The sequence below is a fragment of the Duganella paludis genome, from assembly GCF_054461335.1.
Map to the genome: position 1 here is coordinate 1,791,597 of NZ_CM136922.1, position 26,663 is coordinate 1,818,259.

A 26,663-nucleotide genomic window follows, 5' to 3' on the forward strand; every position below is an offset into this window, starting at 1 on the left:
AGAGGCGTATATTTGGAACTGTCTCCTCCAACCGTTCGCAGAACATTGGAATTCAACCCGCACCGTATGGTCGCGGGTTTTTTTTTGCCCGGGTTCCGGCGCGGCGGTGAGAATTGGTGACTATTTTCCACATCGCAAGCACTTATACTGTCCGGCTACCTAGACAAGAGATTGCAATGGATTCCTTCACCCTGGTCATCGTGTCGGCGCTGGCAAGCACCATCATGGCGGCCACGATGTACCTGCTCCATCGCGCCAGCCGGCGCACGCCCTGCCTGCTGGACTGGTCGGCCGCCGGCCTCAGCTTCCTCGCCTCCAACGCCATCGGCCTGCTGGCCATGCACACCACGCTGCCCTTCCTGCTGGCGCCCGGCCTGGCCAACGTGTTCTACATCGGCGGCCACTACCTGATTCTGGCCGGCGTGCGCCGCCACCTGGGCCTGCGCCCGCGCTACGACTGGCTGGCCGCACTGGCGCTGGTGGTGCTGGCCCTGCACGCCAGCGGCTTCGCCCACGGCCCGGTGGGCCAGCGCCTGATCATGTTGACGCCTTTCGTGGTCGGCATCAACGCCGCCGTGGTGTGGCTGCTGGCGCGTCAGACCGACCGCGCGGTGCGCGGCTCCTACCTGCCGCTGCTGCTGGTGGAAGCCGCATTCATGACGCAGATGGCGCTGCGCGCCCTGTTCCTGGCGCTGGGCAAGCCGCCGCAACTGACCTTCATGGGCAACCAAATCTGGCAAACGGCGGGCTCGCTGGCGGTGCTGGCTTTCCTGTCGCTGGCCACCATGTGCTGCGCGCTGATCGTGATCCGCCACCAGGAACTGGCGCTGCGCAGCGCCTCGCTGACCGACAGCCTGACCGGATGGCTGAACCGGCGTGCCTTGCTGGACATGGCCGAACGCGAATTCCAGCGCCAGCGCCGCAACGGCGAGGCGCTGCATTTCCTCACCTTCGACATCGACCACTTCAAGGCCATCAACGACCAGCACGGCCACGCCGTGGGCGACGCCGCCATCCGCCATGTGACGACGGTGTCGGCGCAGGCCCTGCGCGGCTACGACGCCCGCTTCCGCATCGGCGGCGAGGAGTTCGCCGTGCTGATCACCGGCGACGGCAACCTGCAGGCGCGCCAGATCGCCGAACGCCTGCGCGCGCTGATCGAAAGCAGCCCGCTGCTGATCGACGGCCAGCGTTTGACGCTGACCGTCAGCCTCGGCGTGGCCGGCTGCGAGGACGACGACCTGCAATGGGACGACGCCCTGCGCCGCGCCGACCAGGCGCTGTACCACGCCAAACGCCACGGCCGCAATCGCCTGAGCGTGTATGGCGAGGACATGGCGATACCGGTAGTTACCATGACCGCCTGATATCTGCCCGCAGCAGTAGCAACACCCGCGCAAGCGCCATCCGAGGATGGCGCTTTTTTTATTTCTACATTTTGCAATATTTGCGTTTGGCATACGTCTGCAGGTGGGTACGACCACCCGCCAACAGTTTAAACAATCGATTTAGTTATATCATTCGTTTGAATTATATGTTGTAATGCCCGCCATGAACGCTAAACCAATCTCATCCGATACCAGCCCGCCAGCCGAAGACGCCCGCAAGCCACGTTCCGACGGTGAACAATCGCGGGTACGCCTGTTGCAGGCGGCCATGCGCCTGTTCGGCGAACAAGGCTTTTCGAAAACCTCGACCCGCGAAATCGCCCAGGCGGCCAACGCCAATGTGGCGGCCATCAGCTACTACTTCGGCGACAAGGCCGGCTTGTACCAGGCATGTTTCACCGCCGTCTGCACGCCGGCTGCGGACAACATCGCCCAGTTCGACCAGCCGCATTTCACGCTGCGCGAATCGCTGGACGGTTTCTACCGGCAGATGATTACGCCGCTGCTGATGGGGGGCGATGCGGACGTGCTGCTACGCCTGTTTTATCGCGAGATGCTGGAACCCACCGGCATCTGGCAGCAGGAGATCGAGAACAACATCAAGCCGGAGCACCTGGCGTTGGTGGGTGTGTTGTGCCGCCATCTCGGCGTGCCAAAGCCGAACGACAGCATGCACCGGCTGGCCTATGCCATTTCCGCCATGTGCGTGCAGATGATGATCGGGCGCGACATCGTGGCGGCGATCACGCCACACATGATGTCCTCGCCACAGGCCATCGCCGATTGGGCGCAGCACCTGACCGCGTTTGCCGAGGCCCTGGTCAACGCCGAAAAAACCAAACTTCAACAAGGGAAAGCATGAGTATCTTTTTACGCGCGATGGGACTTGCCGTCGCGGCGGCGCTGAGCGCCTGCGCCGTGCAGGGACCGGCGCCGCAGGTCGAGTCGCAAGCGCCCCAGCAGTGGCAGGCGCCGTTGCCGCACAACGGCAGCCAGGCCGATCTCGCCACCTGGTGGCGAGGCCAGGCCGACGGCCTGCTGGTGGAGCTGATCGAGACCGCGCAGGTGGTCAGTCCGACGGTGGCGTCGGCGGCCTCGCGCATCGCGCAGTCGCGTTCCGAGCGCGTGGCGGCGGGCGCCGCTTTGGTGCCCAACGTGGACTCGGCGGGCAGCGTGAACCGCTCCAACCAGCAATCGGCGCTGCCGATGGGGACTACTTCCCAGGCGGCGCTGAACGCCTCGTGGGAGATCGATCTGTTCGGCGCCAACCGCGCGGCGCGCGATGCGGCGCAGTTGCGCCTCGATAGCGCGCACGCAGGCTGGCATGATGCCCGGGTGTCGGTGGCGGCCGAGGTGGCGAACCAGTATTACGGTTTGCGCGCCTGCGAGCAGTTGCTAGCGGTGGCCAAGCAGGATGCGGCCTCGCGTGCCGATACGGCACGCTTGACGGAGCTGAGCGCCACGGCCGGCTTCCAGTCGCCGGCCAGCCTGGCACTGGCGCGCGCCAGCGCCGCCGACGGCAACAGCCGCTACATCGCACAACGTGCGGCCTGCGACATCGACGTCAAAGTGCTGTCCGCGCTGACCGCCATCGCCGAACCGGCGCTGCGCCAGAAGCTGGCCGCCGCCACGCCCGCTCCCGCCATCCCAGCGGCTGGCGCCACCACGGCCGCCATGACCGCCGCTGGCGCGTCGCGCGACGTGGCCGCTGCCGCTGCCGCAGCTGGCGCACCGGGCGCGGCGCCCGTCTTCGCCGCGCCGTCGATGGCGATTGCCGAGCTGCCGGCGCGCATCTTGAGCCAGCGCCCCGACGTCTTCACCGCAGAACGCGAAGTGGCGGCATCGAGCGCCGATGTCGGCGCCGCGCAAGCGCAGCGCTATCCGCGCCTGGCGCTGTCCGGCTCTATCGGCGTGGCCAACTTCCGCGCCGGCGGCGAGAACACGAAGACCGACACCTGGACCATCGGCCCGCTCTCGATCTCGGTACCGGTGTTCGACGCCGGCCGCCGTCGCGCCAACGTCGATGCGGCCAGCGCGCGCTACGACGCCGCCGTCAGCAGCTACCGCGCCACCGTGCGCCAGGCCGTGAGCGAAGTCGAACAGGCGCTGGTCAACCTCGATGCCACCGCCGCCCGCGCCGGCGACGCGCAAACCGCACTGGAAGGCTACCGCGTCAACTACACCGCAGCGGAAGACCGCTACAAGAACGGCATGGCCAGCCTGTTCGAACTGGAAGACGCACGCCGCACGCGCCTGGCCGCCGAACAAACCGTCATCAGCCTGCAGCGCGAACGCAGCGCCGCCTGGGTTGCCCTGTACCGCGCCGCCGGCGGCGGCTGGACCGCACCCGCCGCCACCAACTAACCATCACCGCATACTATGAAAACCAAACTCAAACCAGCCGCATACATCCTGGCAGCAGCGTTCGCAGTGACGGCGGCCGGCATCGTCGCCTACTCCCCGGCCACGCAGGCCGCCGACGACAAGAAAACCGAACCGCCGAAAGCCGCCCTCACCGTCACCACCACCAAACCGTCCAACGCCAGCCTGCCGATCAAGTTGGCCGCCAACGGCAACGTCGCGGCCTGGCAGGAGGCTAGCGTCAGCAGCGAATCGAGCGGCTTGCGCCTGACCGAAGTGCGCGTCAACGTCGGCGACGTGGTCAAGGCCGGCGAAGTGCTGGCCGTGTTCTCCGCCGAAACCGTCAACGCCGACCTGGCGCAGGCGCAAGCGGCCCTGAACGAAGCCCAGGCCAACGCCGCCGATGCCGCCGCCAATGCGGCGCGCGCACGCACGCTGCAAAACTCCGGCGCCCTGAGCGTGCAGCAGATCAGCCAATACAACACCGCCGAACAAACCGCCAACGCCCGCATCGCCTCGGCCAAGGCGGTGCTGGCCAGCCAGCAGCTGCGCCTGAAATACACCAAGGTGGTGGCGCCGGACAGCGGCGTGATCTCGGCCCGCAGCGCTACCGTCGGCGCGGTGTCCGGCGCCGGCACGGAACTGTTCCGCATGATCCGCCAGGGCCGCCTTGAATGGCGTGCCGAAATCGTCGCCGCCGACCTGCGCAACATCAAGCCTGGCCTGAGCGCCACCGTGAAAGCGGCCAACGGCAGCGAAGTCACCGGCAAGGTGCGCATGGTTGCTCCGACCGTCGATCCGCAAACGCGCTCCGCGCTGGTCTACGTCGACCTGCCGGCCAACGCCGGCAGCAAAGACGCGCCGTTCAAGGCCGGCATGTTCGCCAGCGGCCAGTTCGAACTGGGCGCCTCGTCCGCCATGACCGTACCGCAGCAGGCCATCGTGGTGCGCGACGGCTTCAGCTTCGTGTTCCGCCTCAACGCCGACAAGCACGTCAGCCAGATCAAGGTGCAGCCGGGACGTCGCCTGGGCGACCGCATCGAAGTGCTGGGCGGGCTGACCACCGACACCCAAGTGGTGGTGCGCGGCGCCGGCTTCCTCAACGACGGCGACCTGGTAAACATCGTGGCCGACAAGATCGCCGCGAAATAAGGAAGCACAATGAATTTCTCCGCCCTATCCATCAAAAACCCGATCCCGGCGATCATGCTGTTCGTGCTGCTGTCGCTGGCGGGTTTCATGGCCTACAAGGCCAATCCGGTGCAGGACTTCCCGGACATCGAACTGCCCATCGTCACCGTCACCGCGACGCTGGACGGCAGCGCGCCGGCGCAGCTGGAAACCGAAGTCTCGCGCAAAATCGAAGACTCGGTGGCCTCGCTGCAAGGCGTCAAGAACATCTACACCACGGTGCTCGACGGCGTGTCCACCACCACGGTGGAATTCATCCTGGAGAAGAATATCTCCGACGCCGTGAACGACGTGCGCGACGCCGTGGCCCGCGTCAAGGCCGACATGCCGGCCGAGCTGCGCGACCCGAACGTAACCAAGGCATCCACCGCCGGCCGCGTGGTGCTGACCTTCACCGCCGCAGCCGCCGCAACCTCCGGCGAAAAAATGGACGAGCAGGAAGTGAGCTGGTTCGTCGACAACACCGTCGCCAAGCGCCTGCTGTCGGTGCCCGGCGTGGGTGCAGTCAAGCGCGTGGGGGGCGTGTACCGCGAAATCCGCGTGGAACTGGATGACGGCCGCATGGCCGCGCTGCGCGTGTCCGCGCTGGACGTGTCGCGCCAACTGCGCCTGGTGCAGAAGGAAGCGCCGGGCGGCCGTGGCGATATCAGCGGCGCCGAGCAATCGGTGCGCACCATCGCCACCGTCAAGAGCGCGGCCGAACTGGCCGCCATCGACCTGCCGCTGCCGGACGGACGTCGCGTGCGCCTGGACCAGGTGGCGACGGTCACCGACACCGTGTCCGAACCGCGCGCCATCGCCCTGCAGGACGGCAAGCCGGTGATCGGCTTCGAAATCTTCCGCACCAAGGGCGCCAGTGAAACCGAGGTGGCGAAGAACGCCCGTGCCGCCATCGAGGAACTGCAAAAGGCCAATCCCAAGGTCGCACTGACGCAAGTGATCGACAACGCCCATCCGGTCGAAGAAAACTTCAAAGGCTCGATGGAGCTGCTGTATGAAGGCGCCATCCTGGCGGTGCTGGTGGTGTGGTGGTTCCTGCGCGATTGGCGCGCCACCGTGGTTGCTGCGGCGGCCCTGCCTTTGTCGGTGCTGCCGGCCTTCCTCGGCATCTACCTGTTCGGCTACACGCTCAACACCGTCACCCTGCTGTCGCTGGCCCTGGTGGTCGGCGTGCTGGTGGACGATGCCATCGTCGAAATCGAAAACATCGAGCGCCACCTGCGCATGGGTAAAACGCCGATGGAAGCGGCCATGGAAGCGGCCGACGAAATCGGCATGGCGGTGATCGCCACCACCTTCGCGCTGGTGGCCGTGTTCCTGCCGACCGCCTTCATGAGCGGCATTCCCGGCCTGTTCTTCAAGCAGTTCGGCTGGACCGCCGTGATCGCGGTGCTGGCATCGCTGGTGGTGGCGCGTTTGCTGACGCCGATGATGGCGGCCTACATCCTCAAGCCGAAAGCGCACGAGGAAGAGAAAGATGGTCCCATCATGGCGCGTTACATCGCCGTGATGCGCTGGTGCCTGTCGCACCGCCTGGTGACCGCGATTGCCGCCGCCGTGTTCTTCGCCAGCTCCATCATGTTGGTGGGCCTGCTGCCGACCGGCTTCGTGCCGGCGGCCGACCGCGCGCAAACGCAGATCAACCTCGAACTGCCGCCCGGTTCCACGCTGGCTGAAACCAGGGTGGTGGCCGAGCGCGCCCGAGTGGCCGCCATGGAAGTCAAGGGCATCAAATCGGTATTCAGCTCCGTCGGCGGCGGCTCCAGCGGCGACGCCTTCGCACCGGGTGCGGCGGCCGAAGCGCGCAGCGCCGTGCTGACGCTGACCACCGCGCACCGCACCGACCGCAAGGAATCGATGGCCGACCTGGAAGGTGAAATCCGCCACAAGATGGACGCCATTCCCGGCGCGCGCTTCAAGGTGGGCCCGGCCGACAACGGCGTCAAGATGCAACTGGTGCTGCGCAGCGACGACCCGGTGGCGCTGAAGGAAACCGCGCAAAAAGCCGAGCGCGAAATGCGCACGCTGCAAGGCGTGGGCAATGTACGCTCGACCGCATCGCTGGTGCGTCCTGAAATCATCGTGCGTCCGGACTTCGCCAAGGCGGCCGACCTGGGCGTGACCGCCGCCTCCATCGGCCAGACCGTGCGCGTAGCCACCGCCGGCGACTACGACACCGACCTGACGAAGATGAACCTGCCTGAGCGCCAGGTGCCGATCCGCGTCAAGCTGCCGGACGCCGTGCGCGCCGACCTGGACGCCATCGGCCGCCTGACGGTGCCGGGCAAGAACGGCCCTGTGCTGCTGGCCACCGTGGCCGAGATCACCATGGAAAGCGGCCCGGCGCAGATCAATCGCCTGAACCGCAGCCGCAACGTCACGCTCGAAGTGGAGCTGGGCAAGCGCGCCTTGGGTGAAGTCAACGACGAAGCGCGTGCGCTGCCGGCGCTGAAAAACCTGCCGGCCTCGGTGAAGATCGCGGAGCTGGGCGATACGCAGGAAATGGCCTCGCTGTTCGCCAGCTTCGGCATCGCCATGCTGATCGGCGTGTTGTGCATCTACTGCGTGCTGGTGTTGTTGTTCAAGGACTTCATGCAGCCGGCGACGATTCTGGCGGCGCTGCCGCTGTCGATCGGCGGCGCGTTCGTGGCGCTGCTGATCACCAACAGCGCGCTGTCGATGCCGTCGATGATCGGCCTGATCATGCTGATGGGGATCGTCACCAAGAACTCGATCCTGCTGGTTGATTATGCTATTCTGGCGCGCCAGGCCGGCATGAGCCGCTTCGATGCGCTGGTGGATGCCTGCCACAAGCGTAGCCGTCCGATCCTGATGACCACCATCGCCATGGGCGCGGGCATGATGCCGCTGGCGCTGGGTTGGGGCGCCGATCCGAGCTTCCGCTCACCGATGGCGATCACCGTCATCGGTGGCCTGATAACTTCGACGCTATTGAGCCTGTTGGTGGTGCCTGCGGTGTTCACCTACGTCGACGATTTTGAACACTGGATGAAGCGCATGCTGCGCAAGTTGCGCAAGCAGCCGCCGGTCCAGCATGACGATCAAGGAGAATTGCATGAAGTACGAAATAAAAGAACTGCCTGAAGTCCGCGTCGCCTACCTGCGCTATAAAGGCCCGTTCGGCGCCGCCATCGGCGAATTCTGGAAAGAAGTCTTCACGCCGTGGCAAAAGGCCTACGGCCTGGTGGGCAAGGTAACCTACGGCGTGGCGCAGGACGACCCGAGCACCACGCCGGCGAACGAATGCCGTTACGACGCCTGCGTGGAAGTGTCGGCGGAATATCCGATCAAGGCGCCGGCGCAGGAAGGCAGCATTCCTGCGGGCCGCTACGCGGTGGCGTCCTTCAAGGGCACCGGCGCGGACGTGCCGGCGGCGTGGGGTGAATTCTTCGGCCAACTGCACGCCGAAGGCAAAGCGGACCAAGGCGTCTGCTTCGAACGCTACCCGGCCGACTACGTAATGGATCCCGCCACCGGCATCTTCGAAGCGGAACTCTGCATTCCGGTCAAATAAAAACCGGGGTCAGTTCTGCCAATCGGACACGAGCCCAACCGTAGCGGCTGCTACGGTTGGGCTCGTGTCCGATTGGCAGAACTGACCCCGGTTTTTTACCAGCCGCCGCCCATGGCGCGGTACAGGTCCACCGAGGCGACCAGCATCCGCGTTTTCAACTGCAAGCGCCCGACGTCCGCTGTGAACAGCGTGCGTTGGGCGTCCAGCTCTTCCAGGTACGAGGCGTAGCCGTTGCTGTAGCGGTTGTGCGCGATGCGCAGCGTTTCGGCCGCCGTCGCGCGGCGCGCGTCGTTCTGCACCGCCTGCTCTTTCAAACGCGCGATCGCGCCCAGGCCGTTCTCGGTTTCCGAGAACGCCGCCCGCACTGCGTTCTCATACGCGTAGATGCTTTGGTCGCGCTGCGCCGCCACCGAGTCGGTCTGGCTCTGCACACGCCCTCCTTCGAATACCGGCGCGGCCACCGCGCCCGTCAGCCGCCACAGCGCCGTCGGCGCGTTCACGAAGTCGTGCCATTTCAGGTTTTGTACACCGCCCACCGCCGTCAGTTTGAAGGACGGCAGCAGTTGGTCGCGCGTGGCCTGCAGGTTGGCGTTGATGGCGATCAGGTTGTACTCGGCGCGCGCGATGTCCGGACGGCGGCGCAGCAATTCCGACGGCAGCCCTGCCGGTACATCCGGCGGCGCCAGTTGCGCCAGGTCGATGCCGCGCGCGATCGGGCCTGGATTGCCGCCGGTGAGTATCGAGAGCGCGTTTTCCTGTTCGAAGATCTGGCGTTTCAACTGCGGCACCTGTTCGGCGGTGGTCTGGTATTCGGCTTGCGCCTGCAGCCATTCCAGCCGCGAGCTGTAGCCGACTTCGAACTGCTTCTGCGCCAGCTTGCTCGATTGTTCCCGCAGCTTGAGCGTGGCTTGGGTCAGCGCCAGTTGCGCGTCCAGGCCGCGCAGGTTGAGATAGCCCGATGCGACCGTGGCGGCGATTGATAGCGCCGCCGCGTCGGCGTTGGCTTGCTCGGCCTGATAGCTGGCGGTGGCGGCGTCGGTCAGCGCGGCCAGGCGGCCCCACACGTCGATTTCGTAGCTGGCCTGGAATTCGGCTTGGTAGACATTTGTCACGTAGGGCACGCCGTTGTAGGCTAGCTGGCGCGTGCGCGTTGGTGCGCTGTCGACGATGACGTCGGCTTTCTGTCCTGCTTCCGCGACGCCCACCAGCGCGCGGTACTGGGCGACGCGGGCGCGGGCGATGCGCAGGTCGCCGTTGTTTTCCAGCGCCTGGTTCACCAGCGCCGTCAGCGCGGGATCGCCGAAGCTTTGCCACCACTCGCGCGCGACCGGCCCGCTGCCATGGCCTTCCACCGCGCTACGCCAGGCGGCAGGCACCTGCAAGGTGGACGCCGCCGGCGGTGCGACCTTCGCGGCGCAGCCGGCCAGCATGACCGCAATTGCCATCGCGGCTGCGGTGTGGCGCGAGACTGCGCTCATGGTTTGGCTCCGCCCGCCGGTGCGGTACGCGCGGTCTCGTCCACCTGCACCGAGGTATCGATACTGACCGTTACCGACATGCCCGGCGCCAGCCGGCGCGCTTTGGCCTGGCCGGCGTCGATCCGTATCCGTACCGGTATGCGCTGCGCGATCTTGACGTAGTTGCCGGTGGCGTTATCGGCCGGCAGCACCGCGAACTCCGATCCGGTGGCTGGCGAAATCCGCTCCACCACGCCGGTCAGCTGCGCGCCATCGAGCGCGTCCACCTTGAACGTGGCGGGCTGTCCCACCTGCACATTGTTCATCTGCGTTTCCTTGAGATTGGCGATCACCCACAATTGCTTCGGCACCAATCCCATCAACTGCGCGCCCGTGTTCACGTAAGCGCCCTTGCGCACCGTGACCTGCCCCAGCTGGCCATCCTCCGGCGCCGTGATGCGCGTATTATCCAGATCCACCTTGGCCGCCTTGAGCGCCGCTTCCGCCGCCGCCACCGCCGCCTCCAGCGATTGCTTGTTGACCGCCACCGTGCGCACCTGCTGCCGCGCGATATCCAGACTAGCGCGAGCCTGCGACACCGCCGCCACCGTCTGCGCCCGCGCCGCCCGCGACGAGTCCTGCTCGCGCAAGGACAGCGAACCATCCGCCGCCAGCGAATCGACCCGCTTCAGATCCGCCACCGAACGCGACGCCTGCGCCTCCGCATTGGCCAGCGCGGCCTGGTTCAACAGCACGCCCGCTTCCGCAGTACGATGCGATTGCGCCCAGTTGTCCAGCGCCGCCTTCTGCGCCGCCAGCTGCGCCGAGGCCTGCTCATAGCGCTGCTGATAAATGCGGTCGTCGATCTGCGCCAGCAAATCACCCTGCTTCACCAGCTGGAAGTCCTGCACCTTCACGTCCACCACATAGCCCGGTAGCTGCGTGCCGATCAGCGTCACCTGCCCGCGCACCAGCGCGTTCTCGGTGGAGACAATGGCGCTGCTGAACGGCGGCAGGCGCCACGCGTACAGCACCACCAGCACGCCCACCAGCGCCACCATCGAGAACAAAATGGCCGAGATGACCTGCGCGCGCCGGTCGGGCGGCGGCGCGCTTGGCGCCGCTGCCGCCACTGCCGCTGCCGCCGCTGCGGCGGCCACCGCCGCCACACGGGTTTCCGAAGTTGATGCGTTGTCCGGCGTATTTTTATCCATGTTTTTTCATCAGGTGATTCAACGGGAGCCCGAGTTATTCAGGGAGACATTGGCCATGCCGGTCTGCGCATTGTGCGCCTGCTTGGGCTGGCAGACCACGCATATCGTCCACAGGTGACGCCCCAGCAGCCACGCCATGGTCAGCAGCGCCAGCACGGTGATCGCCAGGAAGACATCGTTATACGCGAGGATGTTGGCCTCGCGCGTGGCCGAAGCACCCAGCGACGCCAGGCCTTGCGGCCCGCCAGCCTGGATGCGCGCCGCCACCAGCGGATCAAGCAGCGTCAGATGCTCGACCAGTATGCTGGAGTGGTACTTCTCGCGCCACACCTGGAAGGTGCCGGTGAGCGCGGTGCCGAGCAGGCTGCCCAGCGTTTGCGTGATGCTGAACATGACCGAGAAGCTGACCAGGTTATTCGGCGCCGCGATCACCGCGCCAAAGCCCGATACAAAAGTCGGCCCCACAAACATGGCGCCGCCGAAGCCGAGCAGGAACTGCGACAGGTACATATCGGCCGGCCGCGTAAGGTTGGTGGCGTCCGCATCGAGGTAAGCGCCGAGCGCCATCATCCCCACCGAGAAGATCAGCTGCCCCGGTATGCGCGCCGGCGTGATCGTCAGCGCGCTGACCACCATGCCGGCGATCGCGCCGAACATCACGATCCACCACAGCTCCACCATTTGATCGTTGTTCAGGCCTAGCGCCTGCAGGAAGCCCACCGTGCCGCTGGCCTCCGATTGCACCACGCGGATCAGCAGCACCGACAAGGCCAGCCGCGCGATGTTGGCGTTGGTCAGCCAGCGCGTATTGAGCAGCGGCCGCTTGCGATTGTGCTCCACCGCCAGCGCCGCCGTAATCAGCACGATCGCGCCCACCAGGCTGTAACCGAGCCAGCGCGATTCCAGCCACCACACCGTGCGTCCCAGCGCCAGCACCGCCGACAGCAGCGCCACGCCGGACGCGAACAGGCCGAAGGTGACGAAGTCCATTTTCTCAAAAGCCTTGATGCGGTCACCGGGCGGCAGCTTGAGGAACAGCACGCAGGCCAGCGATAACAGCGCCAGCCCCAGTTCAAAGAAGTACAAGCCGCGCCATTCGCCGAACTCCATCAGCTCCGACGAAAACAACCGCGCCATCGGTATCGCCAGTTGCGAGAAGCCGATGCCCAGCACCACGCCCTTGAGGCGGTGCTGCGCCGGGAAGGCTTGCAGCGTGTAGTACAGTCCCAGCGTGGTCAGGGCCGCGCCACTCATGCCGTGCGCCGCGCGCACCGCGATGGCCGACGCCAATCCATGCACGAACAAGTGGGCCACCGTGGCCGCCGCGTACAGCAGCAGGAATAGTTCGGTGAACAGCCGCAGTCCGTACTGCTGGCGGAATTTGACCAGCAACAGGTTCATGGAGACGTTCGCCATCACGTAAGCGGCCGGCAGCCATTGGATCTCCGCAGAATACACGCCCAGCGATCCTTGCAGGTACGGCAGGTTGACCGACACCAGCGCGTTCCCCAAACCGCCGGTAATGGCGACGATGAAGCCCACCACCAGATAGGCGATGCGCTTTTCAAACGTGTGTAACGGTGTGGACGGCGATCCCGGCAAAAGAGGACGCTCGTGGGGCTGCCAGACTTGGGGGGCGTAAACGTCCATGCGTCAGGTGTCCAGAATAGAAAAATGTGGCCGGAAATGCACAATGGCGAGCATATCACTATGCTCGCCATTGTTGAATACTTCAATAGTACAGGATGATCTTACAGCGGTGCGCCATCGGTCTCGCGCTGGAAGTCGCGATGGCTGGCCAAGGCCTGCTTGAATTCTGCCAGCGCGCCGTCAACGGCACTCGCCTCCACGCACCACAGCGCCGAATCGGCCGAACCGTCCTTCATTGTGGTCGGCACGCCGGCCGCCGACAACAGGTCCTTGCCCGCGCCCACCGCCAGGATAGGCTTGCAGTGCCTGAATTGCAGGCGCACGAAATCGCGGGCGTCCGCATCGCCGGCAAGTGCGGCTGCGCTGTCGGCGCCATCGGCCACGATCACCGCGTCATACAGCACCGCAGGTCCGGCTTCCAGCGAGATCTCGACATCGATCTTGCTGCCGTCACTCGCCACCAGTTGCCCCAGTTGCGCGGCCACCACGCGCGGCGCCACGCCGGCCGCCAGCAAGTCGGCGTAGATCGCCTTCAGGCTGGCCGCATCCACGCCGTGAGCGGCCAAAATCGCCACCTTGCGCGTTTTGGCGCCAGTGGCGCCGGGACGCGCCAGCAGCGACAGCGGCGGCGATGGCTCGTAATGCGGCGGCGGCGCGTCGGTCGCCAGCGGCATCGCCGGCGGCACTTCCAGGCCCAGTCCCTGCGCCACGCCTTCGACCAGGATCGGATCGACATTGGCCAGCATGGACAGCAGCCGCACGCGCACAGCCAGCGTCTGCACGCGGCTCAACTCGAAGCGGAAAGCGTTGACAATGTGGGCTTGCTCGGCCGGCGTCTGGCTGATCCAGAACAGGCGGGCCTGCGAGTAGTGGTCGGCGAACAGTTCCGGCTTGCCGCGCACCTTATCTTCCGGCGGTTGCGGCATGCGGCTGAAGGCCGTGGTGAAGCCGGCCATGCCGGCCTGGAACGGACAGCCACCGCCCAGCGAATTCGGTTCATACGACACGCGGCCACGATGCACGGCCTGACGATGCATGCCGTCGCGCTGGTTGTTGTGCACCGGGGCCAGCGGCGCGTTGATCGGAATCTCGTGGAAGTTGGCACCACCCAGGCGACTGATCTGCGTATCCAGATACGAGTGGATGCGCCCTTGCAGCAGCGGGTCATTGGAGAAGTCGATGCCGGGCACGATGTGCGCGGTGCAGAAGGCTACCTGCTCAGTCTCGGCGAAGAAGTTATCCGGATTGCGGTTCAGCGTCATCTTGCCGACCACCTGCACCGGCACCAGTTCTTCCGGCACGATCTTGGTCGGGTCCAGCACGTCGAACGGGAATTCGGCGGCCTGCTCTTCGGTGAAGATCTGCAGGCCCAGTTCCCATTCCGGATAGGCGCCCGCTTCGATGGCTTCCCACAGATCGCGGCGGTGGAAGTCCGGATCGGCGCCGACGATCTTGGCCGCTTCATCCCACACCAGCGAGTGCGTGCCGCCCACCGGATTCCAATGGAATTTGCAGAACACCGACTCGCCGTCGGCGTTCACCAGGCGGAAGGTATGCACGCCGAAGCCCTGCATGGTGCGGTAGCTGCGCGGGATGGCGCGGTCGGACATCTGCCACATCAGCATGTGCGTCGATTCGGGCATCAGCGAGACGAAGTCCCAGAAGGTGTCGTGCGCGCTCGATGCCTGCGGCATGGCGTGGTGCGGTTCCGGTTTGACCGAGTGCACCAGGTCCGGGAATTTCATCGCGTCCTGGATAAAGAACACCGGCATGTTATTGCCGACCAAATCCCAGTTGCCTTCGTCGGTGTAAAACTTGACGGCGAAGCCGCGCACATCGCGCACGGTGTCTGCCGAGCCGCGTTCGCCGGCGACAGTGGAGAAGCGCACGAACACCGGCGTGCGTTTGCCTGCGGCGGCAAACGGCGCGGCGCGCGTGACGGCGCTCAGATCCTGATAACTTTCAAAGTAGCCGTGCGCCGCCGAGCCGCGCGCGTGCACTACGCGCTCGGGAATGCGCTCGTGGTCGAAGTGGGTCAGCTTTTCGCGCAGGATGAAGTCTTCCATGGCGGTCGGGCCTCGCAGGCCGACCTTGAGCGAATTCTGGTTGTCCGCCACCGGCACTCCTTGATTGGTGGTCAGGCGCTGGTCGCCGGCATCGGCACGCACGCGGTCCAGGTCACCGGCCGGGCAAACGCCGGCGGGCGGCGTGCCGCTGCCGGTTTTGGGCGATGCGCTAGTTTCGCTAGCGGTACTGGCGGCGGCGACAGGATGCGGCACGGGGCAGGTCTGTCCCGGCTGCGGTGTGCGTGCGGCGTCGCCATGTTCGCCTGGCTTGTTGGCGTTGAAAGGCATGCTTGCGGCGACCTGCTGGCCGCCTTCGACTTTGCGTAGCAGTAGCTGCTCCAGGGGGCTGGCGCCTCCCAGACTGTCCGGCGTGTCCGGTGACGACGGTCCTGAAACGGTGCTCAATACAGAACCGGCTCCCATTACGGAAGCCGGCGGTTTTTTACTATTAGCCATGGATATCCTCTAAACCTGTAGACGAAACGGCGCCCGTCCTGGGGCGCTGCCGGTCGTCCCGGAAGCGATACCGGACGGGCTGGAGAAATTATTTGCTGCTGCGGGAGCCGAGCAGTTTGGAGATGCCGTAGCCGGCGGCGGCGGCCACCAGTACCGAGATCACCGGGCTGGCGCGCACGTGGTTGCGGCTCGATTCGGTCAGGTTCTTTGCGGTTTCCGCCAGTTGTTTGCCGCGTGCGGCCAGCGTGTCGGAGGTGCTTTCTACGGTGTCGGCAACTTTGTCGACGCCGGTGTGGGCTTGGCCGGCCAGTCGTTCAGTTGCTGGTGGTACTTTTTCTGCGACTTTATCGATGGTGGCATGCGCGTCGGCGCGCAGGTCTTTACCGATTTGGGTGACGCCGTCGCGGGTGCTGTTGATTTTGGTGTCGATGGTGTTTTCCATGATGTGATCCTCTCGTTGTGTGTGCAGGTAGGGAACTGCAACGATAGGCGCATCAGGCACGCTTGACCGTGCGGGACCGCACCCTCGGTCAAATGCCCCGCTTATGTGAACTGGCACACGGACACAGGCGTGTTTGCAGGCGCATGCTACAGGTGAGGCAAACCTATTTTGGAGAGCGGCATGTTTCCTATCTCGTCATTAACGTCGTCGTCGGCAGCGGCGGAACTGCAGCCGGTCAGCCGTACTGCGGAAACTTCGGCCGTCAACGGGACCACCATCAATGCGGTGGGCTCGGCCCTTGATGCGCCGCCTGCCAGTTCGGTGACGGTAGACTTGTCGCCCGTGGCCAGCTTCCTGCTCTCCGTGACGAATGCGCAGGAACAACTGTCGCAAACGCAGGGCAACAATGCGCAGCGTGCGGAAACGGTGGCTGCGGCGGTGCAGAATGTGGTGGATTCGTTCAACCTGCTGCCTTCTGTGGGTTTCGATCAGCAGGTGCAGGATGCTTCGTTGCTCAACAATTTGGTTAGCAGCCTGAATCAGCAGAATAATGATGGCGCCAGTTCGCAGGCGCAGAATCTGGCGCAGGTGGGCGTGACTTTGCAGCCGCCGTTGTTGTCGGATCTGACGGGCGGCTTGTCGCTGGAGCCGGAGCGGTTGCGCGCGGCTGTCAATGCGAACAATGAGCAGACCACGTCGACGCTGCAAAATACGCTGAACACGTTCCGCCAGATCGCCACCGATTTTGCCGAGCAGTTGAGTGCTGCCGGCAGTTCGCAGATTCCCGGTTTGAATCCGACCCTGCAGCCGGCGTTGACACCTGCCGATGTCGCCGCCAATGCGCGGCTGGATCTGGCGCGTGCGACGTTGGATACCTTGTCGCAAAATCCGCTGCCGGAGACCATCGCCGACCGGCTGGCGGCGCAGCGTGCGCAGTTGGAGCAGCCGGTCAATGTGCAGCAGCAGGAGACGCCGTCGCCGATCGTCAATCAACAGCAGCAGACGCAGGCAGCGTTAGCCCAGCAGCAGCAACTGGAGCAGGCGCAGGCCGAGCAACAGGCGCGCGTGCAGCAGGCGGCGACGCTGGCCCAGAACGCGCAGCAGGCGCAGGTGGCTGGCGTGACGTCGCTGCAGCAGACCCTCGCCGCCAATCAGATAGCCGCAGAACAGGCCCGCGAAACCGCCGCCGCGCAAGCGGCCCGGGACGAAGCGCAACAAGCCACCGCGCCAACTGCGGCCGAGGAATCCCAACAAGCCGCAGCAACGCGAACCGCCGCCGAACAAGCGCAACGCGCCACCGCGACGCAAACTGCCGAGGAAGCGCAACAAGCGCAACGCGCAGCAGCGACGCAGACCGCTCAGGAAGCGCAACAGACCGCAGCCCAACAGGCGCAACGCGCGGCAGCGACGCAGACCGCTCAGGAAACGCAGCAGACCGCAGCCCAACAGGCGCAACGCGCGGCAGCGACGCAGACCGCTCAGGGAACGCAGCAGACTGGGGCGCAACAGGCGCAACTCACTGCGGCGACGCAGACCGCGCAGGAAGCGCAGCAGGCTGCTGCTAATCAGGCGCAGGAGACTGCGACTGCGCCGTCCGCCGCCGAGCAGGCGCAGGCTGCGGCGCAGGCTCAGGCCACGCGCCAGCAGGCCACTGCAAGTGTGAACAATGCCGCCGTCGCCGCGCAGGCTGCGCAGCAGCAGTACATCGCGGCGCAGAACGCGGCCCAAGGCGCGATCAACGTTCCGCCAAACGCCACGCCGGCGCAGCAGGCCGAAGCAACGCAAACCGCCGCCGCGCAAGTGGCCATCGCCAACTCGGCAGCACAAGCGGCAGCGGCTCAGGCGCAAGCTGCGCAAAACGCTGCAGACGCATTGGCCGCCCAAAACGCCGCCGCCAATGCAGCTGCAGCGCAAGCACGTGCAGCCCAAAGCAACGCTACCGGCGCCGATGCGGCAACCGCCGCCACCGTCGCCGCACAACAAGTGGCCGCCGCGCGGGAAACCGCTTCCAACCTGGCCGCCGCCAACGCCGCCGCAGCCAGCGCGGCGCAACAGGCCGCAGCCGCAGCCAACGCCGCCCAGCAAGCCTCCGCAGCCCAGTCGGCGGCCGCCGAACAAATCCGCGCGGCCCAACTGGCGGCAGCGCAGGATGCCGCCAACGCGCCGACCGATCCACTACGCGCCAATCCCGCACTGGCTGCAGCCATCGCCGCCTACAACATCAACGACGTCGCCGGCACCAACGCGCGCACACCGTAAACCGCCACTGCCGTCATTCCCGCAGTAGGCGCGGTGAACGCCACCGCAGCTACCCGCAGCATCGGAACCGGTCAATAACCCCGGCTCCGTCGTTCTCGCGCAAGCGGGAACCCATAGACAATTTGCCCGGCAAATCGCGTATGGATTCCCGCTTACGCGGGAATGACGATCATGGCCCACGGTTTTTCGGCATGACCGGGAATATCTGCAATAATCGTAGGCATGCCGACCTTTTTGCCGACGCCTCGCCTCTCGATCACGGGTATCCTGCTCGCCGCCCTGCTGTGCTGCGCCCCTGCGCCGCGTGCCACGGCCGGCCCGCAAACCATCCCCCTGCTGATCGGCGACACGCTGGACGAACAAGGCAAGCCCAAACCGATCAATCCCCTCAAACGCAAGCTGCTGAACGACCTCGAACGCGAACTGGGCGTCGTCTTCGAACTGCGCATGTACCCTTGGGCGCGCGCCGAACGCTACGCCCTCGACGGCGTGGCCGTGATCTTCGGCCTGCCGAAAAACGCCGAACGCCTGCACGCCCTGCGTTACTCCGAAGTGGCCGCCTACAACAAGCTGTGGATCGTCACCCGCAGCGACGCCACCTTCCGCTTCAACACCATCGAAGACCTGCGCGGCAGATCCATCGGTCTGGTGCGCGGCTACGACTACGGCGAAGAAGTCGAACGCGCACGCGGCACCATCTTCCGCACCGACGAAAACATCGCCTCGCGCGGCACGCGCCTCACGCGTCTGATGCTCAGGCGGGTCGACGCGGTGCTGCTGTTCCAGCCCAACACCCAGACCGCCGCCGATGTCGAGGCCGAAGTCAACGCCTACATGAAGTCACGCCTGGCCGACATCGGCAGCGCCGCCAACGCCGGCTACAGCGTGCTGCCCAAGCCCCTGGCCATCGACGCCGGCGTGTTTTTCGCCATCGCCCGCAACAAGGACACCACCATCATCGACCGCATCAACGCAGCGCTGGCCCGGATACACCAGCGCGCACCGAATTAAATTCTGAACGGCCACCGTTTGAGGCCCCAAGTCACACGATAATATTTTGCGTTTTTGGCGATAATCATCGGATTATCAAAACCGCAGTTCGAATCAGGAGATCGCATGAAATTGAAGCATACCGCCGCCGCGCTGGCGCTGTTGACCGCCTTTGCCGCCCAGGCCCAAGACACCGTCGTCAAAATCGGCCATAGCGGCCCCCTGTCCGGCTCCCAATCCTTCTCCGGCAAGGACAACGAAAGCGGCGCGCGTCTGGCAGTGGAAGAACTCAACGCCAAGCCGATCACCGTGGGCGGCAAGAAGCTGAAATTCGAACTGCTGTCGGAAGACGACCAGGGCGACCCGAAAGCCGGCGTGGCCGCCGCCCAGAAGCTGATCGACAACGGCGTGCGTTACGTGGTGGGTCCGTACAATTCGGGCGTGGCGATTCCCGCCTCGCGCGCCTACAACGACGCCGGTGCGCTGATCGCCACCGTGGCCACCAATCCAAAACTCACCCAGCAAGGCTACAAAGGCCTGTACCGCGTGAACGCCAGCGACACGCAACTCGGTTCCAAAATGGCGCTGTACGCGGCCAATGAGCTGAAGCTGAAGAACGTGGCCGTGATCGACGACCGTACCGCCTTCGGCCAGGGCGTGGCGGAAGAGTTCAAGAAGCAGGCCAAAGCCGCCGGCATGACCGTGGCCGGCCACGAGTTCACCAACGACAAAGCCTTCGACTTCACCTCCATCCTGACCAAGCTGAAAACCAAGAAGGTCGAAGCGATCTTCTTCGGCGGCTATGCGCCACAGGCCGCGCCGATGGCACGTCAAATGAAACAGCTGGGCATCAACGCCAAGCTGCTGGGTGGCGACACCATCTGCACCGCCGAAATGGGCAAGCTCGGTGGCGATGCGGTGGCCGACAACGTCCTGTGCTCGCAGGGTGGCGCGATCCTGGACAAGGCATCGACCGGCCCGGCCTTCAAGGCCAAGTTCAAGGCGCGCTTCAAGCAGGAGGCCGATGTGTACGCGGCCGCCTACTACGACGCCGTCATGATGTACGCGCAAGCGATGCAGAAAGCGAATTCGATCGACGCGCAGAAGGTACAGGCGGTCATCAGCGCCGGTTCGTATCAAGGCGTGGCCGGCGTTTATGCGTTTGACGCCAAAGGCGACATGAAGCAATCGCCAGTAACCATCTTCACCTTCAAGGCCGGCCAGCCTTCGCCGCTGACGACGTATTAATACGCTTTGAAGTTGGCGGCGACGCGCTGCTTCAGGTAGTCGTCGGCGCTGATGGCCGGGTATTTTTTGCCCGGCCCTTCGATCATCACATCCCGGTTGGCTTGGCAGAAGAACGCCAGGCTGTATCGCGGCCCCAGGTATTCATCCGGCAGCGGGTTTTTCACGCGATGGAAATTCGACGGCAGCTGATCGTCGCTCCAGCGCATCAGCATGTCGCCGATATTGCAGGTGATGACATCGTCCGCCGGCTCGATGCTGGTCCACTCCTGCGCATCCATCTCCTTGCCCGGACAGACCTGCAGCCCGCTCTGGTTCTTCTGCTGGAACAGCAAGGTAAGGCAATCGAAGTCGGTATGCGCACCCGCGCGCCACAGTCCCAGCTTGTCCTTGATCGATGGGTCGATGGCGTAGTAATGCAGCAGCCGCAAGGTGCTCTGGTAACTCGCCTGCTGCGGATCGTGCGCCTTGGTGAAGAAATCGCTGTCGAATCCCAGCTTGTCGGCAAAGCAGGACAACAAGCGCATGCCGACCTGCCAGCACTGCGATTCGAATTCCAGCATGGTCGCGCGGAAGCCAGGCAGCTCTTCCTCGCTCGGCCACAGCACACTCATATGCGGACGCGTGATCTGGTACGACTCTTTCTGATCGGCGGTGCCGGTCGATGGCCGCACCTGCGCCTTGCTCTCCCAGCCGGCGTTGTCGGCCTTGCGCAGCGGGTACTGCGCTTTCACCGCATCCGGCAGCGCGAAGAAGGACTCCGCCGCCGCAAAGGCCGCGCGCACTCTATCCAGATCGATGCCGTGATTGCGCACCTGGAAAAATCCCACATCCACCGATGCAGCCCATAGCTCATCGGCGATCTGCGCCTTGCGTGTGTTGAAGTCCGAAAGATCGATGCGGCGGATTTCGCGCTTGCCGGTTTCGGTGCCGAGCGTGCCCATACGGGCTTCTTTGTTCAGTTCTTTGAGTGCGTACATAAGCGTTCCTCTTGAATGGATGAAGGATTCAAGAGCAATTCCCTGCAGGCCTGGGCGGCCGCTGAACGCTTATACTCTCGCCGCCTGTCGATGCAAATTCCAGGCCAGCGAAAAAGCACATGATTAAGGCGCTGCCGCACCAATATCGATATCGCTCGCATCACCATGGTGCGCGCACCGCCCCGCGCACGGGCAAAAGCGGTGGCACAGGATTTGCATCACACAAGGGCAAGAGTATAAGCGTTCACCTGAGGTTAGCCGCAGGGGGAAATTGCTCTTGAAGCTGCGCCAGTGCGCACCTTCAAGAAGCGCTATGCTCTTCATGATTGGTGCGGTTGCGGGCGCGTTATCAACGCTCTCTGGAAGACCATCATGCGACTACGCTCCTGCCTTACCTTCTGCTTATCCTTGTGCCTCGGCGCCCCCGCGCTGGCCGCCGACAAAGTCACCTTCCTCACCTCGTGGTACGCGCAAGCCGAACATGGCGGCTTCTATCAGGCTGTCGCCACCGGCAACTACAAGAAGCATGGACTCGATGTGACCATCCGCATGGGCGGCCCGCAGGTCAACGGCGTGCAGATCCTCAGCAGCGGCCAGGCCGATTTCCTGATGGGCTACGACCTGCAGGTGCTGAAGAGCGTGGAGACCGGCGTGCCGATCACCACCGTGGCCGCCAGCTTCCAGAGCGAACTGCAAGGCATGATGACGCACGACGACGTGAAAAGCCTCGCCGACCTGAAAAGCCGCACCGTGCTGGTCTCCACCTCCGGCCGTACCACGTGGTGGCCGTGGCTGAAGAATAAATACCAGCTCGATGATGCGCAGTCGCGCGTCTACACCTTCAACCTGCAGCCCTTCTTTGCCGATCCGCGTTCGGCGCAGCAGGCCTACGCATCGTCGGAAGTTTTCGCCGCCACCAAAGGCGGCGTGAAAGCGAAGTTCTTCCTGTTCGCCGACGACGGTTATCCGCCCTACGGCACCACCATCGTCACCATGCAGAAGACCGCCAAGGACAAGCCGGACCTGGTGGCGCGCTTCGTCAAGGCGTCGATGGAGGGCTGGAAGAGCTATCTTGAAAATCCGGCGCCGGGCAATGCGCTGATCAAGAAGGACAATCCGAACATGCAGGACGACCAGCTGGCATGGGGCGTGGAAAAGCTCAAGGAATACAAGATGATCAACGGCGGCGAGGCCGCCACCAAAGGCATCGGCACCATGAGCGACGCCCGCTGGCAAAAGACGCGCGACTTCATGGTGAGCACCGGCCTGCTGAAAGCGGATGCCGATTGGAAGAAAGCCTACACCACGCAGTTCGTCCAAGACCTGCGCGTACTGCCTTAAAGGAGATGACCATGGCCACCTTGATGCCGGCGCTGTACGCCAACCATGTTGAGAAGACCTACCCCAACGGCACCATCGCGCTGGAGAGCGTGAAGCTGGGCATACAGCCCGGCGAGTTCGTCTCGCTGCTGGGCCCTTCCGGTTGCGGCAAGAGCACGCTGCTCAAACTGTTCGCGGGATTGGAACAGCCTTCGGCCGGCCATATCCGCCGCGCCGAAGACCGCAAGCTGGCCATGGTGTTCCAGGAAGCGACCCTGATGCCGTGGGCGCGCGTGACCGAGAACGTGCGCCTGCCACTGGACCTGGCAAAGCTGGACCGCGCCGAAGCCAACGAGCGCGTGACGCGTGCGCTCAAGCTGGTGGGACTGGATAAATTCGCCGCATCCTATCCGCGCGAGCTGTCGGGCGGCATGCAGATGCGCGTCTCCATCGCCCGCGCGCTGGCCACCAACGCCGACCTGCTGCTGATGGATGAGCCGTTCGGCGCGCTCGATGAATTCACCCGCAACAAGCTCGATGCCGACCTGCGCGCGCTGTGGGCCGAGCGGGGGCTGACGGTGGTCTTCGTCACCCACAGCATCTACGAAGCGGTGTACCTGTCGAGCCGCGTGATCGTGATGGCGGCGCGGCCGGGCCGCGTGATTGCCGACGTGCCGATCGAAGGCCCGCTGGTGCGCGACGACGCCTTCCGCGTGTCGCCGCCCTTCATGCGCTACTGCGCCGAGCTGTCCTCCCTGCTGACGCAAGCGAATACCGACTACGAAAGGAACGCAGCATGAACATGCCCCTGCTCTCCCATCCCGCCGCGCAACGCGTGGCCGCGCCGCTGGCGCTCGGTGTCATCCTGCTCGCCGTATGGCAGGCCGTTTGCACCGCGCTGGCGGTGCCCGAATACCTGGTGCCCGCACCCAGCGCCATCGGCCGCGCGCTGGTGGAAGACTGGGACCTGCTGGCCGGCTCGCTGTGGGTGACGCTGCGCATCACCATGATGGCGTTCGCGCTGGCGGTGGTGGCCGGCAGCGCCGCTGCCTTCCTGTTCGTGCAAAGCCGCGTGATCGAAGCGAGCCTGCTGCCATATGCCATTCTGCTGCAGGTGACGCCGGTGGTGGCGATCGCGCCGCTAATCATCATCTGGGTCAAGGACCCGACCATGGCGCTGGTGATCTGCGCCACCATGGTGGCGGTGTTCCCCATCATCTCCAACACGGTGCTGGGCCTGCGCAGCGTGAACCCCGGCCTGCTCAACCTGTTCCGCATCAACCACGCCAGCAAATGGGACACGCTGCGCCGACTGCGCATTCCGAGCGCGCTGCCCTACTTCTTCGGCGGCCTGCGCATCTCCTGCGGCCTGGCGCTGATCGGCGCGGTGGTGGCGGAGTTCGTGGCCGGCACCGGCGGCACCGGCGCGGGACTGGCCTACCAGATCCTGCAGGCCGGCTTTGCATTGAACATCCCGCGCCTGTTTGCCGCGCTGTTCCTGATTACCCTGAGCGGCGTGGCGCTGTTCGGCGTGATGGCGATGGTGACGCGCCTGGCCCTGTCGCATTGGCACGAAAGTGAAATGGCATGAACCAGAAAACTATCTTGATCCGCAACGCCAGCGCCATCCTCACCGGCCGGCGCGGCGCCGGCGAACGCCATGCAGGACCGGACATCCGCATCGAGAACGGCGTCATCGCCGCCATGGGTGCTTTGACGCCGCAGGCGGGCGAACGCGTGATCGACGCGCGCGACTGCGTGGTGTACCCGGCCTGGGTCAACACCCATCACCATCTGTTCCAGTCGCTGCTGAAGGGCGAGCCGCAAGGCCTGGACCTGACGCTGACGCCATGGCTGGCCGCCACGCCCTACCGCTTCCGCGCCGCCTACGATGAACACAGCTTCCGCCTGGCCGCGCGTATCGGTTTGGTGGAACTGCTGCGTAGCGGCTGCGGCACGGTGGCCGACCACAACTACCTTTACTATCCTGGCATGCCCTTCGACGGATCGGCCATCCTGTTCGACGAAGCCGACAAGCTGGGCATGCGCTTTGTGCTATGCCGTGGTGGCGCCACGCGCACGCGCCAGCTGGAAAGCGAACTGCCGCAGGCGCTGCGGCCGGAATCGCTGGACCAGTTCCTGGCCGACTGCGAACGCCTGACGCAACGCTATCACCAGGCCGCGCCGGACGCCATGCGCCGCGTGGTGATGGCGCCGACCACGCCGCTGTACTCCATGGCGCCGGAAGAGCTGCGCACCTGCGCGCGCGAAGCCCGCCGCCTCGGCGTCCGCCTGCACAGCCACTTGTCCGAAACGGTGGAATACCAGAACAGCGCGCGCGAAAAATACGACCGCTCGCCGGTAGCCTTCTGCGGCGAGTACGAATGGCTGGGGCCTGACGTCTGGTTCGCACACCTGGTGAAACTCGACCACGACGAAATCGGCCAGCTGGGCGCCACCGGCACCGGCATCGCCCACTGCCCGCAGAGTAACGGACGGCTGGGCAGCGGCATCGCCGACATCCCGGCGCTGGAAGCGGCCGGCGTGCCGGTCTCGATCGGCGTGGACGGCGCGGCCTCCAACGAAGCGGCCGACATGATCTCCGAAACCCACGCCGCCTGGCTGATGCAACGCGCGCGGCGCGGCGAACTGGCGCGCAGCCGCGCGCACGGCGGCAGCAGCGAAGGCGGCGCCGATGCGGCGCGCATCGAGGACGTGGTGCGTTGGGGCACGGCGGGCGGCGCGGCGGTGCTGGGCATGGATGCCATCGGCACGCTGGAAGTGGGCAAGGCAGCCGACATCGCCATCTACAAACTGGACGACCCGCGCTACTTCGGCCTGCACGACCTGGCTATCGCGCCGGTGGCGGGCGGCGGCCGGCCGTCATTGCACGCGCTGCTGGTGGCGGGACGCGTGGTGGCGGAGCACGACGCCATACCGGACCTGGACCTGGCGGAACTGGGCGCACAGGCCCGCGCCGCCGTGCGCGAGCTGCAAAGCCGCAGCAGCCAGGCCTGACGCTAGAAATTGCGGTCGGGTGGATACCAGGAATAGAAATCGTTGTCCCACTTGAAGTGGGTGGTGGAGATGGTGATGGTGACGTCCAGCGCCTCGACGAAGTGCCACCAGCCCACCGGCAGGAACAGGATCTCGCCCGGCTCCAACACGCATTCAATCACCGGCACGTCCGCCATCATGGGGAAGCGCTGCAGGTCGATCTGTCTGCCGTCGACCAGCGTGTAGCAATGAGATTGGTTGTACAGCTTCGGCGTGTAGCAGGGGGCCATCAGGCGCACGCGCTTGCGGCCCGCGATCTGGATCATGAAGTTGTTGGTCAGGTCGTGGTGGAAGGGCGTGATGGTGCCGGCCGGGCCAAACCAGAAAAAGCCGCTGTTGTCGGGGACCAGGTATTCGGTCAACGGCGGCAGGTCGCGTTTCAAATCGCTGAGCGCTTCCTTGTTCTGGCCATTGTTATTGGCGGTCATGTAGAAATCGTTGGTCACGCCGGCGTCGCGCACCATCGCCACGTAGTCGCCGAAGGGCATGCGGCGCTTGTGCTTCGGGCTGTTCATTTCGTAGTTGGGATCGGCGTCGCGGCCGAACTGCACTTCCACCTCGCGCTCGCCCAGCTCCGCCGCCAGGTAGTCGAAGGTCCACTTGCCGCGCGCCGGGCAGTCTTCCAGCATGCCGGTGATGATGACCGGTTCATTGCGGCTGTAGTACTGTTCGAGGAAATCCTGGCCGGACAAACGATCCCGGCGCGGCACCTCGTGCGACACCAGCTTGTTCAAGCGCGACTGGATGCCCAGCACCCAATCACGCTTGCCCAAGCGGTTTTTCAAACGGGTGCTGCCGCGCAGGTAGGGGCTTTGCAGGGCCGCATCCATCTCCAGGCGTGCCGTCGGCTCGGCGATCCCGGCCTGCACCATGGCGCCGACCAGCGCTTCCGGCAGGCCGCCAAGGATCAGGTTTTCGGCGATCCAGCTACGCCACTGATCGTTGATTTCCTGCTGCGGAGCAACATTCGCTTGGTTCATGGTCTGCATCGTTTTTACACCGGGCTCGTGAGTTGCCTAGTGTACCGCAGAGCCGAAACCGGGAATAGCGCC

Annotated in this window: 20 protein-coding genes; 13 read left to right on the plus strand and 7 right to left on the minus strand. The window is 65.0% G+C overall.

Translation table 11 applies throughout. The features are described 5' to 3' along the window. Nucleotides 1–176 precede the first annotated feature (176 nt). The 6 genes from ACXZ1M_RS08045 to ACXZ1M_RS08070 all read left to right on the plus strand — a co-directional run bounded on the left by ACXZ1M_RS08045 (nt 177) and on the right by ACXZ1M_RS08070 (nt 8,475). Complete coding sequence (locus ACXZ1M_RS08045; protein ID WP_459052651.1) at nt 177–1,367, plus strand: GGDEF domain-containing protein; 1,191 nt, start codon at nt 177–179, stop codon at nt 1,365–1,367. Between the two features lie 184 nt (nt 1,368–1,551). Next, nucleotides 1,552–2,250 (plus strand): CerR family C-terminal domain-containing protein, encoded by a 699-nt coding sequence (locus tag ACXZ1M_RS08050; protein ID WP_459052652.1) that lies wholly within the window; start codon nt 1,552–1,554, stop codon nt 2,248–2,250. Beyond that, on the plus strand, nt 2,247–3,752 hold the full coding sequence (locus tag ACXZ1M_RS08055) for a TolC family protein (protein ID WP_459052653.1): 1,506 nt from the start codon (nt 2,247–2,249) through the stop codon (nt 3,750–3,752). The genes ACXZ1M_RS08050 and ACXZ1M_RS08055 overlap by 4 nt, the downstream gene beginning before the upstream one ends. A gap of 15 nt (nt 3,753–3,767) precedes the next feature. Next, nucleotides 3,768–4,901: an efflux RND transporter periplasmic adaptor subunit gene (locus tag ACXZ1M_RS08060; RefSeq protein WP_459052654.1), complete on the plus strand. Its 1,134-nt coding sequence runs from the start codon at nt 3,768–3,770 to the stop codon at nt 4,899–4,901. Nucleotides 4,902–4,910: 9 nt separating this feature from the next. Then, nucleotides 4,911–8,045, plus strand: a complete 3,135-nt coding sequence (locus ACXZ1M_RS08065; RefSeq protein WP_459052655.1) for an efflux RND transporter permease subunit — start codon at nt 4,911–4,913, stop codon at nt 8,043–8,045. Then, nucleotides 8,017–8,475, plus strand: a complete 459-nt coding sequence (locus tag ACXZ1M_RS08070; protein ID WP_459052656.1) for an AraC family transcriptional regulator — start codon at nt 8,017–8,019, stop codon at nt 8,473–8,475. Before ACXZ1M_RS08065 ends, ACXZ1M_RS08070 begins: the two co-directional genes overlap by 29 nt. Nucleotides 8,476–8,570: 95 nt before the next feature. Here the strand turns inward: ACXZ1M_RS08070 and ACXZ1M_RS08075 are convergent, their stop codons facing one another. From ACXZ1M_RS08075 to ACXZ1M_RS08095, 5 genes are all read right to left on the minus strand, one after another. Next, nucleotides 8,571–9,953 (minus strand): efflux transporter outer membrane subunit, encoded by a 1,383-nt coding sequence (locus ACXZ1M_RS08075; RefSeq protein WP_459052657.1) that lies wholly within the window; start codon nt 9,951–9,953, stop codon nt 8,571–8,573. Further along, entirely contained in the window at nt 9,950–11,146 is a 1,197-nt protein-coding gene (locus ACXZ1M_RS08080) for an HlyD family secretion protein (protein WP_459052658.1), read from the minus strand. The genes ACXZ1M_RS08075 and ACXZ1M_RS08080 overlap by 4 nt, the downstream gene beginning before the upstream one ends. Nucleotides 11,147–11,164: 18 nt before the next feature. Continuing rightward, nucleotides 11,165–12,796, minus strand: a complete 1,632-nt coding sequence (locus tag ACXZ1M_RS08085) for an MFS transporter (RefSeq protein ID WP_459052659.1) — start codon at nt 12,794–12,796, stop codon at nt 11,165–11,167. A 101-nt stretch (nt 12,797–12,897) separates the two neighbouring features. Next, nucleotides 12,898–15,318 carry a catalase gene (locus ACXZ1M_RS08090; RefSeq protein WP_459052660.1) on the minus strand — a complete coding sequence of 807 codons (2,421 nt, stop codon included), beginning with the start codon at nt 15,316–15,318 and terminating at the stop codon, nt 12,898–12,900. Nucleotides 15,319–15,406: 88 nt separating this feature from the next. Next, a complete protein-coding gene (locus ACXZ1M_RS08095; protein WP_459052661.1) occupies nt 15,407–15,760 on the minus strand; it encodes a hypothetical protein in 354 nt (117 codons plus the stop codon). A 180-nt stretch (nt 15,761–15,940) separates the two neighbouring features. Here ACXZ1M_RS08095 and ACXZ1M_RS08100 point away from each other — a divergent pair, with 180 nt between their 5' ends. From ACXZ1M_RS08100 to ACXZ1M_RS08110, 3 genes are all read left to right on the plus strand, one after another. Next, on the plus strand, nt 15,941–18,019 hold the full coding sequence (locus ACXZ1M_RS08100; RefSeq protein WP_459052662.1) for a hypothetical protein: 2,079 nt from the start codon (nt 15,941–15,943) through the stop codon (nt 18,017–18,019). Nucleotides 18,020–18,241: 222 nt separating this feature from the next. Continuing rightward, the gene (locus tag ACXZ1M_RS08105; RefSeq protein WP_459052663.1) at nt 18,242–19,030 is read left to right on the plus strand and encodes a substrate-binding periplasmic protein; all 789 of its coding nucleotides are present in this window, start codon (nt 18,242–18,244) and stop codon (nt 19,028–19,030) included. A gap of 105 nt (nt 19,031–19,135) precedes the next feature. Beyond that, complete coding sequence (locus ACXZ1M_RS08110; protein WP_373988723.1) at nt 19,136–20,257, plus strand: branched-chain amino acid ABC transporter substrate-binding protein; 1,122 nt, start codon at nt 19,136–19,138, stop codon at nt 20,255–20,257. On the opposite strand, the gene ACXZ1M_RS08115 is transcribed toward ACXZ1M_RS08110, so the two are convergent. After that, complete coding sequence (locus tag ACXZ1M_RS08115; RefSeq protein ID WP_459052664.1) at nt 20,254–21,234, minus strand: isopenicillin N synthase family dioxygenase; 981 nt, start codon at nt 21,232–21,234, stop codon at nt 20,254–20,256. The genes ACXZ1M_RS08110 and ACXZ1M_RS08115 overlap by 4 nt on opposite strands. A gap of 372 nt (nt 21,235–21,606) precedes the next feature. Between ACXZ1M_RS08115 and ACXZ1M_RS08120 the strand changes: the two genes are divergently transcribed. Genes ACXZ1M_RS08120 through ACXZ1M_RS08135 form a run of 4 tightly spaced genes read left to right on the plus strand, consistent with a single transcriptional unit; the run spans nt 21,607 to nt 25,572 of the window. After that, entirely contained in the window at nt 21,607–22,575 is a 969-nt protein-coding gene (locus ACXZ1M_RS08120) for an ABC transporter substrate-binding protein (RefSeq protein WP_459052665.1), read from the plus strand. Between the two features lie 11 nt (nt 22,576–22,586). Then, on the plus strand, nt 22,587–23,354 hold the full coding sequence (locus tag ACXZ1M_RS08125; RefSeq protein WP_459052666.1) for an ABC transporter ATP-binding protein: 768 nt from the start codon (nt 22,587–22,589) through the stop codon (nt 23,352–23,354). Then, the gene (locus ACXZ1M_RS08130; RefSeq protein WP_459052667.1) at nt 23,351–24,145 is read left to right on the plus strand and encodes an ABC transporter permease; all 795 of its coding nucleotides are present in this window, start codon (nt 23,351–23,353) and stop codon (nt 24,143–24,145) included. Before ACXZ1M_RS08125 ends, ACXZ1M_RS08130 begins: the two co-directional genes overlap by 4 nt. Next, nucleotides 24,142–25,572 (plus strand): amidohydrolase family protein, encoded by a 1,431-nt coding sequence (locus ACXZ1M_RS08135; RefSeq protein WP_459052668.1) that lies wholly within the window; start codon nt 24,142–24,144, stop codon nt 25,570–25,572. The genes ACXZ1M_RS08130 and ACXZ1M_RS08135 overlap by 4 nt, the downstream gene beginning before the upstream one ends. Before the next feature lie 2 nt (nt 25,573–25,574). On the opposite strand, the gene ACXZ1M_RS08140 is transcribed toward ACXZ1M_RS08135, so the two are convergent. Next, entirely contained in the window at nt 25,575–26,591 is a 1,017-nt protein-coding gene (locus ACXZ1M_RS08140) for a cupin-like domain-containing protein (RefSeq protein WP_459052669.1), read from the minus strand. Nucleotides 26,592–26,663 lie beyond the last annotated feature (72 nt).

Excerpts from the sequence above, each read along its gene's own strand:
- ACXZ1M_RS08095 (WP_459052661.1), bottom strand. The coding sequence starts at position 15,760 with ATGGAAAACACCATCGACACCAAAATCAACAGCACCCGCGACGGCGTC.
- ACXZ1M_RS08065 (WP_459052655.1), top strand. The coding sequence starts at position 4,911 with ATGAATTTCTCCGCCCTATCCATCAAAAACCCGATCCCGGCGATCATG.
- ACXZ1M_RS08115 (WP_459052664.1), bottom strand. The coding sequence starts at position 21,234 with ATGTACGCACTCAAAGAACTGAACAAAGAAGCCCGTATGGGCACGCTC.
- ACXZ1M_RS08105 (WP_459052663.1), top strand. The coding sequence starts at position 18,242 with ATGCCGACCTTTTTGCCGACGCCTCGCCTCTCGATCACGGGTATCCTG.
- ACXZ1M_RS08055 (WP_459052653.1), top strand. The coding sequence starts at position 2,247 with ATGAGTATCTTTTTACGCGCGATGGGACTTGCCGTCGCGGCGGCGCTG.
- ACXZ1M_RS08075 (WP_459052657.1), bottom strand. The coding sequence starts at position 9,953 with ATGAGCGCAGTCTCGCGCCACACCGCAGCCGCGATGGCAATTGCGGTC.
- ACXZ1M_RS08100 (WP_459052662.1), top strand. The coding sequence starts at position 15,941 with ATGTTTCCTATCTCGTCATTAACGTCGTCGTCGGCAGCGGCGGAACTG.
- ACXZ1M_RS08070 (WP_459052656.1), top strand. The coding sequence starts at position 8,017 with ATGAAGTACGAAATAAAAGAACTGCCTGAAGTCCGCGTCGCCTACCTG.
- ACXZ1M_RS08080 (WP_459052658.1), bottom strand. The coding sequence starts at position 11,146 with ATGGATAAAAATACGCCGGACAACGCATCAACTTCGGAAACCCGTGTG.
- ACXZ1M_RS08135 (WP_459052668.1), top strand. The coding sequence starts at position 24,142 with ATGAACCAGAAAACTATCTTGATCCGCAACGCCAGCGCCATCCTCACC.
- ACXZ1M_RS08120 (WP_459052665.1), top strand. The coding sequence starts at position 21,607 with ATGCGACTACGCTCCTGCCTTACCTTCTGCTTATCCTTGTGCCTCGGC.
- ACXZ1M_RS08125 (WP_459052666.1), top strand. The coding sequence starts at position 22,587 with ATGGCCACCTTGATGCCGGCGCTGTACGCCAACCATGTTGAGAAGACC.
- ACXZ1M_RS08140 (WP_459052669.1), bottom strand. The coding sequence starts at position 26,591 with ATGAACCAAGCGAATGTTGCTCCGCAGCAGGAAATCAACGATCAGTGG.
- ACXZ1M_RS08085 (WP_459052659.1), bottom strand. The coding sequence starts at position 12,796 with ATGGACGTTTACGCCCCCCAAGTCTGGCAGCCCCACGAGCGTCCTCTT.
- ACXZ1M_RS08130 (WP_459052667.1), top strand. The coding sequence starts at position 23,351 with ATGAACATGCCCCTGCTCTCCCATCCCGCCGCGCAACGCGTGGCCGCG.
- ACXZ1M_RS08045 (WP_459052651.1), top strand. The coding sequence starts at position 177 with ATGGATTCCTTCACCCTGGTCATCGTGTCGGCGCTGGCAAGCACCATC.
- ACXZ1M_RS08050 (WP_459052652.1), top strand. The coding sequence starts at position 1,552 with ATGAACGCTAAACCAATCTCATCCGATACCAGCCCGCCAGCCGAAGAC.
- ACXZ1M_RS08110 (WP_373988723.1), top strand. The coding sequence starts at position 19,136 with ATGAAATTGAAGCATACCGCCGCCGCGCTGGCGCTGTTGACCGCCTTT.
- ACXZ1M_RS08060 (WP_459052654.1), top strand. The coding sequence starts at position 3,768 with ATGAAAACCAAACTCAAACCAGCCGCATACATCCTGGCAGCAGCGTTC.
- ACXZ1M_RS08090 (WP_459052660.1), bottom strand. The coding sequence starts at position 15,318 with ATGGCTAATAGTAAAAAACCGCCGGCTTCCGTAATGGGAGCCGGTTCT.